The 14035-nt window shown below is 71.3% G+C and carries 14 protein-coding genes; 7 read left to right on the forward strand and 7 right to left on the reverse strand.

Annotated elements, in window-relative coordinates; all coding sequences use genetic code 11:
* Positions 1 to 22 precede the first annotated feature (22 nt).
* Entirely contained in the window at positions 23 to 1252 is a 1230-nt protein-coding gene (locus tag VLJ82_RS14315; protein ID WP_408664037.1) for an acyltransferase family protein, read from the forward strand.
* A 45-nt stretch (positions 1253 to 1297) separates the two neighbouring features.
* On the opposite strand, the gene VLJ82_RS14320 is transcribed toward VLJ82_RS14315, so the two are convergent.
* Together VLJ82_RS14320 and VLJ82_RS14325 are read right to left on the reverse strand one after the other, a co-directional pair.
* The gene (locus VLJ82_RS14320; protein ID WP_408664038.1) at positions 1298 to 1990 is read right to left on the reverse strand and encodes an SAM-dependent methyltransferase; all 693 of its coding nucleotides are present in this window, start codon (positions 1988 to 1990) and stop codon (positions 1298 to 1300) included.
* Entirely contained in the window at positions 1987 to 2565 is a 579-nt protein-coding gene (locus VLJ82_RS14325) for a hypothetical protein (RefSeq protein ID WP_408664039.1), read from the reverse strand. The genes VLJ82_RS14320 and VLJ82_RS14325 overlap by 4 nt, the downstream gene beginning before the upstream one ends.
* A 21-nt stretch (positions 2566 to 2586) precedes the next feature.
* Between VLJ82_RS14325 and VLJ82_RS14330 the strand changes: the two genes are divergently transcribed.
* Positions 2587 to 3777, forward strand: coding sequence for a glycosyltransferase family 4 protein (locus VLJ82_RS14330; RefSeq protein ID WP_408664040.1), 1191 nt, complete (start codon positions 2587 to 2589; stop codon positions 3775 to 3777).
* Between the two features lie 51 nt (positions 3778 to 3828).
* Here VLJ82_RS14330 and VLJ82_RS14335 read toward each other — a convergent pair whose 3' ends face one another.
* The 5 genes from VLJ82_RS14335 to VLJ82_RS14355 are packed head-to-tail and all read right to left on the reverse strand — an operon-like array spanning position 3829 to position 7841.
* Positions 3829 to 4551, reverse strand: coding sequence for an acyltransferase (locus tag VLJ82_RS14335; protein ID WP_408664041.1), 723 nt, complete (start codon positions 4549 to 4551; stop codon positions 3829 to 3831).
* 3 nt (positions 4552 to 4554) lie between these two features.
* Complete coding sequence (locus tag VLJ82_RS14340) at positions 4555 to 5211, reverse strand: HAD hydrolase-like protein (protein ID WP_408664042.1); 657 nt, start codon at positions 5209 to 5211, stop codon at positions 4555 to 4557.
* Positions 5208 to 6173 (reverse strand): class I SAM-dependent methyltransferase, encoded by a 966-nt coding sequence (locus VLJ82_RS14345; RefSeq protein WP_408664043.1) that lies wholly within the window; start codon positions 6171 to 6173, stop codon positions 5208 to 5210. The genes VLJ82_RS14340 and VLJ82_RS14345 overlap by 4 nt, the downstream gene beginning before the upstream one ends.
* 15 nt (positions 6174 to 6188) lie before the next feature.
* Positions 6189 to 6968: an enoyl-CoA hydratase/isomerase family protein gene (locus VLJ82_RS14350; RefSeq protein WP_408664044.1), complete on the reverse strand. Its 780-nt coding sequence runs from the start codon at positions 6966 to 6968 to the stop codon at positions 6189 to 6191.
* A gap of 48 nt (positions 6969 to 7016) precedes the next feature.
* On the reverse strand, positions 7017 to 7841 hold the full coding sequence (locus tag VLJ82_RS14355; RefSeq protein ID WP_408664045.1) for an ABC transporter ATP-binding protein: 825 nt from the start codon (positions 7839 to 7841) through the stop codon (positions 7017 to 7019).
* Between the two features lie 56 nt (positions 7842 to 7897).
* Here VLJ82_RS14355 and glgX point away from each other — a divergent pair, with 56 nt between their 5' ends.
* From glgX to fxsT, 5 genes are all read left to right on the forward strand, one after another.
* Complete coding sequence (glgX, locus tag VLJ82_RS14360) at positions 7898 to 10054, forward strand: glycogen debranching protein GlgX (protein ID WP_408664046.1); 2157 nt, start codon at positions 7898 to 7900, stop codon at positions 10052 to 10054.
* A 143-nt stretch (positions 10055 to 10197) separates the two neighbouring features.
* Positions 10198 to 10617, forward strand: a complete 420-nt coding sequence (locus VLJ82_RS14365; RefSeq protein ID WP_408664047.1) for a VOC family protein — start codon at positions 10198 to 10200, stop codon at positions 10615 to 10617.
* Positions 10618 to 10786: 169 nt separating this feature from the next.
* Positions 10787 to 11422 (forward strand): LysE family transporter, encoded by a 636-nt coding sequence (locus VLJ82_RS14370; RefSeq protein ID WP_408664048.1) that lies wholly within the window; start codon positions 10787 to 10789, stop codon positions 11420 to 11422.
* Positions 11423 to 11466: 44 nt separating this feature from the next.
* Entirely contained in the window at positions 11467 to 11883 is a 417-nt protein-coding gene (locus VLJ82_RS14375; protein WP_408664049.1) for a nitroreductase family deazaflavin-dependent oxidoreductase, read from the forward strand.
* Positions 11884 to 11945: 62 nt separating this feature from the next.
* Positions 11946 to 14035: FxSxx-COOH system tetratricopeptide repeat protein (gene fxsT / locus VLJ82_RS14380; RefSeq protein ID WP_408664050.1), on the forward strand; the 2090-nt coding region annotated here is incomplete at its 3' end.

Raw genomic sequence — 14035 nt, forward strand, 5'->3', positions numbered from 1 at the left:
CCACCGTGACGGAGTCCCCCAGATGACGAAACAGGAAATGGCTGTTGCCCAGGGCCGGGTAACAGCGACCCCGCAGAACCCCGCGCTGCGGCCCGGCCCGTCCACGCACGTCCGACTGCATTCGCTGACGGGGCTGCGCTTCGTCGCGGCGCTGATGGTCTTCTGCTACCACTCCTCGCTGCAGATACCCACCTTGGCCGTGTTCGGCTACGGCGCGACCGGCAGTCACTGGGCCCGGATCGCCTCCAACGCCGGCGCGGTCGGAGTGACCTTCTTCTTCGTGCTCAGCGGGTTCGTGCTCACCTGGTCCGCACGCGTGAACGACACCGTCAGAGCCTTCTGGCGCAGGCGCCTGCTCAAGATCTATCCCAACTACGTCGTGGCATGGGTGCTCGCGATGGTGCTCTTCGCCGCCTCGAGCACCCCGGCGTGGCGAGCGGTGCTCAACCTGTTCATGCTGCAGGTCTGGGTGCCCGACTTCTTCACCAACTTCAGCGTCGATCCGCCGAGCTGGTCACTGGGCGCCGAGGCGTTCTTCTACGCCTGCTTCCCGTTACTGCTCCGGCTGGCCGACCGGATCGAGCCGAGCCGGCTGAAGTACTGGGCCGCGGGCACGTTCGCGGCCATCGTCGCCGCACCCGTGCTGGCCTACGCGTTCCTGTCGGAGAACCCGAAAGTGCCCGGCAACTTCGACGCCTCGCCGCTGCAGTACTGGCTGGTCTACATCCTGCCGCCGGTCCGGATGTTCGACTTCGCGTTGGGCATCCTGGTGGCCCGGCTGGTGCTGACCGGCCGCTGGCGCAACATCGGGATGGCGAACTCGGCCCTGTTGCTGGCCGCGACCTACGTCGCGACCTCCTACGTCCCCTACCTGTACGCGCAGCGCGTGCTGTGCGTGATCCCCATGGTGCTGTTGATCGCGGCAGCCGCGGTTGCCGACAGCCGGGGCCGGTCGTCGTTCCTCGCCAGCCGCCCGATGCGATGGCTCGGCGACATCTCTTTCGCCTTCTACCTGCTGCACTTCATCGTTCTCACCATGGTGATGAAGTACGCCCGGAAGCTCTTCGACGAGCAGTTCTTCTCGCTGACCACCGGCATCGCGCTGCTCGCCGTCGCCCTGGTCGTCACCGTCGCCGTGGCGCACCTGCTGTACTGCGGTTTCGAGCGGCCGATCACCCGGAGGTGGTCGATGCGGCGGAACCCGTCGGCCGACCGAGGTGGTCAACCCACGCCGGTGTCCGCGAAGCACTGACGCCGGCGGCACCGAGCCGGAGGGGCGCGCGGAGCCGGCCGGGATCTACCGGATGAAGCGGAACAGCTGCCGGCCCGCCACCAGCGGCGCCGGCTGGCCGTCGAAGCGGCACGTCCCGACCGAGCCCAGCACGCCCGGCGGCGCGGTGAAGGCCAGCTCGGTGAACCCGGCGCCGGCCAGCCACTCGCGCAGCGCCGGGGTGAGGTCCGGCGCACGTCGGGACCGGGTCCAGATCAGCGTCGCGCCCGGCCGGCACAGCGCCGGCAGGAACTCCACCAGCTGCCGGGCGTCGGCGTCGGTGAGGTTGCCGAGCACCCCGCACATCAGCACCAGGTCGGCCGGGGCGGCGTCGAGGTAGGAGTCCGACACCCCGGCGTCCCGGTCCAGCAGCCGCACGCCGGACAGGCCGGCCTCCCGGCAGAACCGCTCGGCCCGGTCGAGGTTGCGCCGGTCGGTCTCCAGCAGGCTGACCGCGACCGGGTTCCGCGCGCCGGGCCGGTACGCGGGCTCGGCCAGCACGCCGAGGATGTCGCGTCCGTCGCCGGCGCAGGCGCTGAGCACGGTCAGCGGCCCGGGGCGGCCGGTCGCCGCCCGGCGGTCGAGGTCCGCGCGGATCTCGGACTGCACCACCTCCAGCCGGGCCGACAGCGCGGAGGCCGGATCGGCGTAGTCGGCGTGCCAGGCGTCCCAGTCGGTGCTGCCCGGCCCGCCGGAATAGGCCGCGTCGGGGCCGGTCATTCCTCGACCTCGCGCGGGCGGCGGGCATAGCCGCCCGAGCAGGCGGCGATCACGCCCAGCACACCGATCCCGCCGGACAGCAGCACCAGGACGGCGCTGCGGTCGGGCGCCGCGTTGTCGGCGTCGTCGACGAACACGCCGGCAATGCCGGTGCAGCTGACTGCGATGCTGCCGGTGACTGGGGCGATGAAGGTGGCGAACAGGTGCAGGTTGCGGTCGTCGTCGGCGGTCGAGGACAGCGCCAGCGGGCTCTGCTCGCCGGTGACCGAGGTGGTGAAGCAGGCCAGGTCGTTGAGCAGGCCGGCCTGCTTCAGCTCGGCCACCGACCGGTCCGCCGACAGCTGGTAGGTCCGGCCGGCGGTGATGGTGTAGCTCGGCGGCGGGCTGGCGCCCTGGTCGTAGGCATGCTGCTGGCGGGCCGCCACCACCCGGGAGACGCCGAACACCACCAGGGCCAGCACCAGCAGTACCACGCCGGCCATCAGCTGGCTGCCGGCCCGCTCGCCGGACGGACCGGACGGTTCTGCGGTCGCGGCTCCCGGCCGGGGCGGGTGCGACGGGTTCGGCTGCGTCATCGGTAGGGCACCATCTCTTGAGTGCGGGTGTTGATCGTGTCATGGGAGTTCCCGCCGCTGGTGGTCGGCGGCCTGGGCCGGCATGTCGGCCAGCTGGCGCGCCAGCTCGCGGCGGCCGGGCACGACGTCCGGGTGCTGACCCGCGGCAGCCGCCCGGAGCCCGAGCAGCAGCGGATCGGGCCGGTGACGGTCTGGCGCGCGGCGGCCGACGAGCTGGCCATCGACTTCGGCAGCGAGAGCGTGCTGGCCTGGACCCAGGCCTTCGAGCACTCGCTGACCCGGGCCGGCCTGCGGCTGGTGGCCGGCTGGCAGCCCGACGTCATCCACGCCCACGACTGGCTGGTGGCCCAGACCGCGCACACCCTGCACCAGGTGACCGGCAGCCCGGTGGTGGTGACCGTGCACGCCACCGAGCACGGCCGGCAGCAGGGCTGGCTCGCCGAGCCGGTGGCCCGGGCCATCCATTCGGCCGAGCGCTGGCTGTGCCGCGACGCCGCGGCGGTGATCGCCTGCTCGCGCTTCATGGCCTGCGAGGTCAGCACGCTGTTCCAGCTGGCGCCGGAGGAGATCCGGGTGATCGGCAACGGCGCGGATCCTGAGCCGGCCGAACCCCCGGCAGGCAGTGCCCGGCCGGCGCGCAGCTACACCGGCCGGCCGCTGCTGGTGTTCGCCGGCCGGCTGGTGCACGAGAAGGGCCTGCAGGAGCTGATCAAGGCGCTGCCGCTGCTGCGCGACGAGCTGCCCGGGGTCCGGCTGGTGGTGGCCGGCACCGGCCAGCAGCTGGCCGACCAGCAGGACCGGGCCGCCCGGTACGGCGTGGCGGACCTGATCGACTGGGCCGGCTTCCTCGACGGACGGGAGCTCGCCAGGCTGTATGCCGCCGCCGACCTGGTGGTGGTGCCCTCGCTGTACGAGCCGTTCGGCATGGTGGCGCTGGAGGCGCAGCTGGCCGGCGCCCCAGTGGCGGTCTCGGACACCGGTGGCCTGGCCGAGCTGGTGGAACCGGGGGTCACCGGGCTGCGGTTCGTCCCGCAGAGCCCGGCCGCCATCGCCGCGGTGGTGCGGGAGGTGGTGGCCGATCCGGCCGCCGCGCGCCGGCGCGCGGCAGCCGCCCAGCACCGGGCCCGGCAGGAGTTCGGCTGGACGGCGGTGGCCGCTCGCACCGCGGAGGTCTACGCGGAGGTGCTGCCGGTCAGGCCCGGGAGCCAGTGAGACCGAGCCTGGCGGTGAGACCGAGCCTGCCGGTGAGACCGAGCTTGCCGGTCAGGTCTGGGAGCCGGTGAGGCCGAGCTTGGCGGCCATGTCGGCGAGGGCGGCCCGGGTGTCGGCGGCCGCCGCGTGGTCGGCGCGCCGGTTGCGGATCACCCGGGCCGGCACCCCGACCGCGACCGAGTAGGGCGGCAGGTCGCGGGTGACCACCGCGTTGGCGGCCACCACGCAGCCGTCGCCGATCACCGTGCCGCGCACCACCGAGACCTTGTTGGCCAGCCACACGTCAGCCCCGATCCGCACCGGGGACTTGGCGATGCCCTGGTCCTTGATCGGGCGGTCCAGCTCGGTGAAGACGTGGTCGAAGTCGGTGACGTAGACCATGTCGGCGATGATGCTGGCCGCGCCGATGCTGACGTCGAGGTAGGCGTTGACCACGTTGTTGCGCCCGAACACCACCTTGTCGCCGATCCGCAGGGTGCCCTCGTGGCAGCGCAGCGAGGTGCCGTCGCCCAGGTGCACCCAGCGGCCCAGCACCAGCCGCCCGTAGCCGGGCCGGGCGAACAGCTCGACGTTGCGGCCCAGGAAGACGAAGCCGGTGGTGACGACATGCGGGTTGGCCAGCTTGAACCGCCAGAACCGCCAGTACCGCAGCAGGTACCACGGGGTGTAGGCGCGGTGCCGCAGCACCCAGCGCAGGCTGGCCAGGCTCAGGTAGCGGGGCTGGTCAGCAGCGCCGGTGACAGCCTGCCCGCGGAACCGCCATCTGCCGAGCATGGCTCAGCCGGCGTCCGGCCGGGGCAGCAGCTCCAGCACCTCGGCGGGCTTGGCGCACAGCCGCACCGCACCGGCCGCGGTCAGCTCGGCGGCCGTGCCGTAGCCCCACAGCGCGCCGGCGCAGGCCAGTCCGTGGGCCGCCGCCCCCAGCACGTCATGGCTGCGGTCGCCGACCATCAGCACCCGGGCCGGGTCCGGCTCGCCCAGCCGGCGCAGCACCTCACCCACCACCAGCGCCTTGGAGTCCCGGGCGCCGTCCAGGGTGTCGCCGCCGATCGTGACGAAGAACCCGGCGAGCCCGAGGTGCGCCACGATCTCGCTGGCGTGCGGCTCGGGCTTGCTGGTGGCCACCGCCAGCCGGTAGCCGCGACCGGTGAGGTCCTGCAGCACCTCGAGCACCCCGTCGTAGCAGGTGGTGTCGAACATCGCGCCGTCGGTGACGTAGTGCCGGCGGTAGGCCTCGACCACCGCCTCGACCCGCTCCTCACCGACCAGCGGCGGCAGCGAGTGCCAGAACGGCGGGCCGAGCAGCGACCGGGCGGTGTCGGGATCCACCCAGCCCAGGCCCGCCTCGGCGAAGCTGGCCCGCAGCGCGCCGAGGATCCCGGGGGCGGAATCGCTCAACGTCCCGTCGAGATCGAACAGGACGGTATCGATCATGCCGGCTTGGTCCCGGTGATCTCGACGTTGTAGAAGAGCTTGGCCGGCACCACCCGGGCCAGCACCGTCGAGTCCAGCCGGTGCAGCCGCTGCCAGGTGGTGAAGGCGAACATCGCCCAGCCGAACCCGAGCTTGTCCCGCGGCACGGCGGCTTCGAAGGTCCGGACCGGCCAGCCGAACCAGGCCGCGGTCAGCTCGTCGGTCCGGGTCCGCACCCCGGTGGCACCGGCCCGCTCGGCCAGCCGGCGCAGCTCGGCCGGGTCGAAGGTGTGCAGGTCGACCACCGCCTCCAGCGCCGCCGCCCGGGACGAGGCGTCCAGCTCGGCCTTGGGACGGGCCCAGGCCGACAGCCGCTCCAGCCGGGTCAGCCGGGTGGTGGCCCACCAGGTCAGCCGGGACAGCCGGCGGGCGACGAAGTCGCCGTAGCGGGTCGGCTCACCGGCGAAGACGAACCGGCCGCCGGGCTTGAGCACCCGCAGCACCTCCCGCAGCGCCTGCTCGACGTCGGGGATGTGGTGCAGCACGGCATGCCCGACCACCAGGTCGAAGCTCGCGTCCGGGTAGGGAATGGACTCGGCGTCGGCGACCCGGCCGTCCACTTCGAAGCCGAGGTTGGCGGCGTTGCGCCGGGCCACCTCCACCATGCCGGGGCTGAGGTCGGTCACCGCCCCGGAGTCGATCACCCCGGCGAGCTTGAGGTTGAGCAGGAAGAACCCGGTGCCGCAGCCGAGCTCCAGCGCCCGGCGGTACGGCCAGCCTGACGTGCCGGCGACGTGGCTGAACCGGTCCCGGGCGTAGTCGATGCAGCGCTGGTCGAAGCTGATCGACCACTTCTCGTCGTAGCTGCCGGCCTCCCAGTCGTGGTAGAGCACGTTGGCGAGCTTGGGGTCGTGCCAGGCGGCCTCGACCTGCTCGGCGCTGGCAGCGGGAGTCGGTGCGGTGGTGCGCAGTTCGGTGGTCATGTTCGGTTCCCGACCTCAGTTCCCGGTGAACTCGGCCTTGCCGGGGCCGGACTCGATGAAGGAGGCCATGCCGCGCTGCTTGTCCTCGGTGGCGAACACGGCCGCGAACAGCTGCGACTCCAGCCGCAGCCCGCTGGCCAGGTCGGTCTGCAGGCCGACGTCGATGGCGGTCTTGGCGGCCCGCAGCGCCAGCGCCGGTCCGCGGGCGAACTTGGCCGCCATCGCCTGCGCGGTCCGGTACACCTCGTCGGCCGGCACCACCACGTCCACCAGGCCCAGCTGGTGGGCCTCCTGGGCGTCGACGAAGCGGCCGGTGAAGATCAGGTCCTTGGCCCGGGCCGGGCCGATCAGCCGGGCCAGCCGCTGGGTGCCACCCATCCCGGGAATGACGCCCAGCAGGACCTCCGGCTGTCCCCACTTGGCGTCGTCGGCGCTGACCCGGAAGTCGGCGGTCAGCGCCAGCTCGCAGCCGCCGCCGAGCGCGTAGCCGGTCACCGCCGCGATCACCGGCTTGGGCAGCCGGGCGATGGCGTCCAGCGAGTCCGACACCGCGCCGGCCCGGCGCTGCATGTCCTGGGCGGACATGGTGTGCATCTCCTTGACGTCGGCGCCGGCCACGAACACCTTCTCGCCGCCCCACAGGATGACCGCGCGGATGTCGTCGCGCCGTTCGCACTCGGCGGCGGCCGCGCGCAGCTCGTCCTGCACCGCGGTGTTCAGGGCGTTCACCGGCGGCCGGTCGATGCGGAGGGTGGCCACCCCGTCGGCGACCTCGAGCGCTACGAACTCAGTCATGGCCGCGAGCCTACCCAGGGCCGCCGACAGGTCGCGTGCGATGCGGTCTCAGCGGGCACGCGCGAAGTAACGGCCGCCCTCGTAGTCGACGGTGAGGTCCAGCCCGAAGGCCCGGGACAGGTTCTCCGACGTCAGCACGTCGCCGATCAGCCCCTGGGCCACCACCCGGCCCTCGCCGAGCAGCAGCGCGTGGCTGATGCCCAGCGGGATCTCCTCGACGTGGTGGGTGACCAGCACCATGGTCGGCGCCTCCGGGTCGGCGGCCAGCCGCGCCAGCCGGCGCAGCAGGTCCTCCCGGCCGCCGAGGTCCATGCCGGCGGCCGGCTCGTCCAGCAGCAGCAGCTCCGGGTCGGTCATCATCGCCCGGGCGATCTGCACCCGCTTGCGCTCGCCCTCGCTGAGCGTGCCATAGCTGCGCTCGGCAAGCTCGGCGACCCCGAACCGGGCCAGCAGGGTCCGGGCCCGCCGGACGTCGAGACGCCCGTAGGCCTCCCGCCAGCGCCCGATCACCGCGTAGCCGGCCGAGACCACCACGTCGATCACCAGCTCGCCCGCCGGAATCCGCTGGGCCAGCGCCGCCGAGGACAGCCCGATCCGGGGCCGCAGCTCGAAGACGTCCACGCCGCCCAGCCGCTCGCCGAACACTGTCACCACGCCGCTGGTCGGGTGCAGGGTGGTGGCGGCCAGCTGCAGCAGGGTGGTCTTGCCGGCCCCGTTCGGGCCGAGCACCGCCCAGCGCTCGTCCTCCTCGACGGTCCAGTCCACGGAGTCGAGCAGCAGCTTCTCACCACGCCGGACCGTCACCTGGCGCAGCTGCAGGATGGCGTCGAGATCTGGCTCGAAGTCGGGAACCACGCCCCTATCCAACCGCATGTTTGCAAGCGGTGAGAGAACGGCCCGCCGGGTGGCAGCGTAACCTCGCCTGCGCTATGGAACCCGCATCCGACCTCCGCTCCGGCCTGGCCCACCGGCTGGGCAGTTCCCCCGACGATCTGGTGGCGTGGCCGGGTGACCCGTTCCCGCTGGGCGCCAGCTGGGACGGCGAGGGCACCAACTTCAGCATCTGGTCGCCGGCCACCACCCGGGCCGAGGTGTGCCTGTTCGACGCCCGCGGCGCCGAGACCCGGGTGCGGCTGGTGGAGAAGAGCTTCCACATCTGGCACGGCTACCTGCCCGGGGTCAATCCGGGGCAGCGCTACGGCTTCCGGCTGGACGGCCCGTACTCCCCCGCGGCCGGCCAGCTGCACAACCCGGCCAAGCTGCTGATCGACCCGTACGCGCGGGCCATCGAGGGCGACTTCGTCGACGACGTCGCCTGCTACCCGGACAACGGCCTGGACTCGGCACCCTTCGTCCCCCGCTCGGTGGTGGTGCTCGACGCCTTTCCGTGGGGCAACGACCCCCGGCCGAACACGGCGTGGGAAGACACCATCATCTACGAGCTGCACGTGCGGGGGTTCACCGCCCGGCACCCCGACATCCCCGCCGACCTGCGCGGCACCTACGCCGGGCTCGCCCACCCGGCGGCCATCTCCTATCTCAAGCAGCTGGGCATCACCGCGGTGGAGCTGCTGCCGATCCACCACTTCGTCAGCGAGCCGGCGCTGCAGCGGCGGGGGCTGAAGAACTACTGGGGCTACAACTCGATCGGCTTCTTCGCCCCGCACGCCGCCTACGCCACCCACACCGGCCGGCTCGGCGGCAACCAGGTGCGCGAGTTCAAGGCGATGGTGCGGGCGCTGCACGCCGCCGGGATCGAGGTGATCCTCGACGTCGTCTACAACCACACCGGCGAGCTGAACCCGGCCGGGCCGGTGCTGTCCTACCGGGGCATCGACAACACCGGCTACTACCGGGTGGACCCGGCCAACCCGGCCCGCTACCTGGACTACACCGGCTGCGGCAACACCCTCGACGTCCGGACCCCGGCGGTGCTGCAGCTGGTGACGGACTCGCTGCGCTACTGGGTCACCGAGATGCACGTCGACGGCTTCCGGTTCGACCTGGCCTCGGCGCTGGCCCGGTCGCTGCACGACGTCGACAAGCTGTCCTCGTTCTTCGACACCATCCACCAGGACCCGGTCATCAGCCAGGTCAAGCTGATCGCCGAACCGTGGGACATCGGCGACGGCGGCTACCAGGTGGGCGAGTTCCCGCCGCTGTGGACGGAGTGGAACGGCAAGTACCGCGACACCGTCCGGGACTTCTGGGCGCACGGCTCCGGCGGGGTGCGGGACCTGGCGTTCCGGCTGACCGGCTCGTCGGACCTGTACGCCGACGACGGCCGGCTGCCGTTCGCCTCGATCAACTTTGTCACCGCGCACGACGGTTTTCCCATGCGCGACCTGGCCAGTTACCTGCGCAAGCACAACGAGGCCAACGGCGAGTCCAACGCCGACGGCACCGACGACAACCGCTCGATCAACTTCGGGGTGGAGGGCGAGACCACCGACCCGGAGGTGAACGCTTTGCGGTTGAAGCAGGTCCGCAACCTGCTCACCACGCTGCTGCTGTCCACCGGGGCACCGATGCTGGTGGCCGGCGACGAGCGCTACCGCACCCAGGGCGGCAACAACAACGCCTACGTCCAGGACAACGAGGTGTCCTGGCTGGACTGGGCGGACTCCCCGGCCGCCGACGACCTGCTGGAGCTGACCCGACGGCTGATCGCGCTGCGCCGGGCCTCGCCGGTGCTGCGACAGCGGGCGTTCTTCGAGGGGCGCCCGATCAACGCCGACGGCTGCAAGGACCTGGCCTGGTTCCACCCGGCCGGCCGGGAGCTGACCGAGCGCGACTGGTTCGACCCCGGGCTGCGCACCATCGGCATGTACCTGGACGGGCGCGGGCTGCGCCACCGCGGCCGGCGCGGGCAGGTCATCTCCGACGAGTCCTACCTGCTGCTGCTGCACTCCGGCGAGCAGCCGATGCCGTTCGCGCTGCCCGGCCGGCCGTGGGCCGACCGCTACGCGGTGGTCATCGACACCACCGAGGTGGCCGGCCGGCCGGACGCCGAGCCGCTCAAGGGCGGCACCGAGCTCAGCCTGACCGCCCGGTCGGTGCTGCTGCTGCGCGCCGACCGCGACTGAGGGTCACCGGCACCTCCTACCTGGCAGCGGCGGACACTAGGCGGTCTGCACCAACGGTGGCAACATGGCTTCCGCCCGCCTGCCGGCAGGGCAAAATCTGGCGGGTACCGGATCAGGCCACCGACGAGTGAAGGGCAGATCTCATGACCACCAGGCTCAACCCGTACCTCAACTTCCGCGACAACGCGCGGCAGGCGATGGAGTTCTACCACTCGGTGTTCGGGGGCGAGCTGACCACGAGCACGTTCGCCGAGATGCACGCCAGCGAGGACCCGGCCGAGCAGGACAAGATCATGCACTCCCAGCTGATCACCGACAACGGCCTGGCGCTGATGGCAGCGGACACGCCCAACAGCATGGACTACACGCCCGGGTCCAATTTCGCCGTCTCGCTGAGCGGCGAGGACGAGGGCGAGCTGCGCGGCTACTGGGACAAGCTGTCGGACGGCGCGACCGTCACCATGCCGCTGGACCGGGCGCCCTGGGGCGATTTCTTCGGCATGTGCACCGACCGCTTCGGCGTCAGCTGGCTGGTGAACATCAGCGCGGGGCAGTCGTCCTGAGGATCGGCTGACCGGGCCGGGAGGAAACTCGGTTGCCGGCGGCGCGCCGGCTGCCCCATCCTGTCCGCATGACCTTCGACACTGACCGGACACGGAGAACTGCGGGTGCCGACTCGGCGGCCACCCGTCAGCAGTCCGTCCCTGCAGGAAGGTCGATCCTGGCCCAGCCGTGACCGCCGCGCTGCTGGCGGGCCTGCTGGCGGGGTACTCGATCGCCATACCGATCGGCCCGGTCGGCACCTACCTGATCACGCTGGCCGCCCGCACCTCGGTGCGGGTGGGTGCGGCGGCGGCCCTCGGCATCGCCGCGGTGGACGGTGCCTACGCGCTCGGCGCCACCCTGGGCGGAGCCGCGGCCGCGGAGGCGGTCCGGCCGGCGCTCGGGACGCTGCACTGGGTGTCGGTCGCGGTGCTGGCGGCGGTCGCCGCCCGGGCGGTGTGGGCCGGCCTGGCGCCCGAACGTTCCGCCGTGGCTGGCAGGGCGGAACCGTCCGGTGCGCCGGCGGCACCCGGCCCGCTGCGCGCCTTCGGCCTGTTGGCCGGCCTGACCGCGGTCAACCCGACCACGCTGATCTACTTCGTGGCATTGGTGGTGGGGCTGCGCGCCGGGATCGCGCCCGGCCCGGGAGAGCAGGCGCTGTTCGTGGCCGCCGCCTTCGCCGCCTCGGCCAGCTGGCAACTGGGCCTGGCCTGCTGCGGCGCGCTGCTCGGCCGGGTGCTCAGCGGTGCCCGGGCCCGGCGGGCCACCGCATTGGTCTCCGGCGCGCTGATCGGGGTGCTCGCGGTGCGGCTGGCACTCGGCTAGCGCAAGAATCGGCACCCAGGTGATCGGCTCGGAAGGAGCACCGCATGGACGTCAAGGAGATCAACCGCCGGGTGATCGAGCAGTTCCGGGCCGGTGGGCCGATCGAGGGCATGCACCGCGAGCGGCTGCTGCTGCTCACCACCACCGGGGCCAGGACCGGCCAGCAGCGCACCACGCCGATGATGTTCCACCCGGACGGCGACCGGCTGCTGGTGATCGCCTCGAACATCGGCGCGCCGAAGCACCCGGACTGGTACGTCAACCTGGCCGCGAACCCGCGGGTCGGCGTCGAGGTCGACAGCGAGGCCGGCAGCGAGCGCTTCGACGCGACGGCCAGCACCGCCTCCGGTGCCGAGCGGGACCGGCTGTGGAGCATGCTCAAGGAGCTCTACCCGTTCTTCGCCGAGCACGAGCGGCAGACCGACCGCGAGATCCCGGTGGTGATCCTCACCCGCGCCTGAGCCGGTACTCGCAGGCGCCGCCATCGGCCCGTCGCCCGGTCGGTTTGTGGGATTCTTCTCTGGTGACGAAGGCTACGGACTCCGAAAGGTGGGACTTCTTCGTCTCCTACACCCAGGCGGACCGCCCATGGGCCGAATGGGTGGCCTGGCAGTTGGAGGAAGCCGGTAACCGGGTGCTCATCCAGGCCTGGGACTTCGTCGGCGGCAGCAACTGGATCCACAACATGCAGGAGGGTGTCACCCGCGCCGAGCGAACTCTGGCGGTGCTGTCCGACGCCTACCTGGAGTCGGTGTATGGCGGCGCCGAGTGGCAAGCCGCCTGGGCGGCCGATCCGACGGGCAAGCAGCGCAAGCTCCTGACGGTTCGGATCACCGACTGTGAGCGTCCAGGATTGCTAGGTGGTGTGGTTGGGGCGGACCTCTTCGGGCTAGCGGAAGCAACTGCCCGGCAGCAGCTGCGGCAACTCGTCGACGGCGCGAGGAAGGGCCGGGCCAAGCCTGCCTCGCCCCCGCCGTTCCCACCCGCATCTCGAGCGGTGCCCCATCAGACGCCGTTTCCAGGCACAGGGGCCCGGGTCTGGAACGTGCCGCCCCGGAATCCCAACTTCACTGGCCGAGCGGATGCCCTTGACACCCTGGCGCGCACGCTCGACGGCGAGTCGGCGGTCACGGTCAGCGCGGTGCACGGCATGGGTGGCGTAGGCAAGACCCAACTGGTGAACGAGTACGTGCACACCCACGCCACCAAGTACGAGGTGGTGTGGTGGATTGCAGCCGAGACGACCGAGACCATTCCCGACCAGTTCGCCGCCTTGGCTGCTCGGCTGGGATTGGAGCCCGACCCTGACCCGGACGCGATCCGGACAGCCGTACACGAGCAGTTGCGCCAGGCCCGTGGCTGGTTGCTGGTGTTCGACAACGCCAACGGCGTGGCTGACGTACAGGCCTGGATTCCCACCTTCCCGCAGCCAGCCGGTATCCCCGGGCATGCAGTGGTCACCACGCGCCGCGGCGGATTCAAGGGCATCGGCTCCGTGTTAGATCTCGACGTTCTCGAACCCGACGCGGCCGTCGCGTTGATCCGAACACGAGCGCCCGAGATTGACACTGAGGTCGCCACCGGCATTGCCGAATTCTTGGGCCACCTTCCCTTGGCGTTGGAGCAGGCAGCGGCCTACCTAGACACGACAGGCATACCGGCGTCGGAGTACCTGACGCTGCTACAGACCCGGACCGAGGAGCTGATCGGCAGAGGCTTGGTTGCAGATCGAGCCGGTACAACCGTCGCGACGCTGTGGGATCTCAGCCTGGATCAAATCGCCCCGAACTCCCCAGCGGCTGTGCAGTTGCTCGACTTGTGTGCCTACCTCGCGCCAGAGGCAATACCTCTCGATCTGTTCACCAGCCATCCAGCTCTGTTGCCCACCCCGCTGTCCGACGCAGCGGCTGACTCTCTTGAGTTCGCTGATGTCCTCGCCACGCTGGTCGACTTCTCCTTGGCGAAGCGGACCGGCAGTGGACTGCAGATTCACCGCCTCGTGCAGGCAGCTGTTCGCGCCCATCAGACATCATCTTCGGCGCATGCACCCTCGCAGGTCTCTCAAGAAACTAGGCATGATCAAGATCCGTTAAGGGCAGCGTTACGCCTGCTGCAGGCGGACGCGCCCTCTCAGATCATGGGCGCCCCGCAAGATTGGCCACGGTGGGTGATATTGCTTCCCCATGTATTAGCGGCTGTCGAGCATTTCCGAGTGATGCCGGACGACATGTCCTTGGCCAGCTCAGTCTCCTGGCTCTTGGACCGCGCTGGCACCTACCTTCAGGTGCATGGCCGGGCACGAGAAGCGCGTCCACTTTTCGAGCAGGCCCTAGCTATCGACGAAGTCGCCCACGACCCCGACCACCCCGCCGTCGCCATTTCCCTGAACAACTTCGCCACGCTGCTGCGCGACCTGGGCGAGGCAGCCACCGCCCGCCCCCTGGCCGAACGCGCCCTAGCCATCACCGAAGCCACCCACGGCCCAAACCACCCCGACGTCGCCATCCGCCTGAACAACCTCGCCACGCTGCTGCGCGACCTGGGCGAGGCAGCCACCGCCCGCCCCCTGGCCGAACGCGCCCTAGCCATCACCGAAGCCACCCACGGCCCAAA

The organism is Jatrophihabitans sp., assembly GCF_035474675.1.
GTDB lineage: Bacteria > Actinomycetota > Actinomycetes > Mycobacteriales > Jatrophihabitantaceae > Jatrophihabitans_A.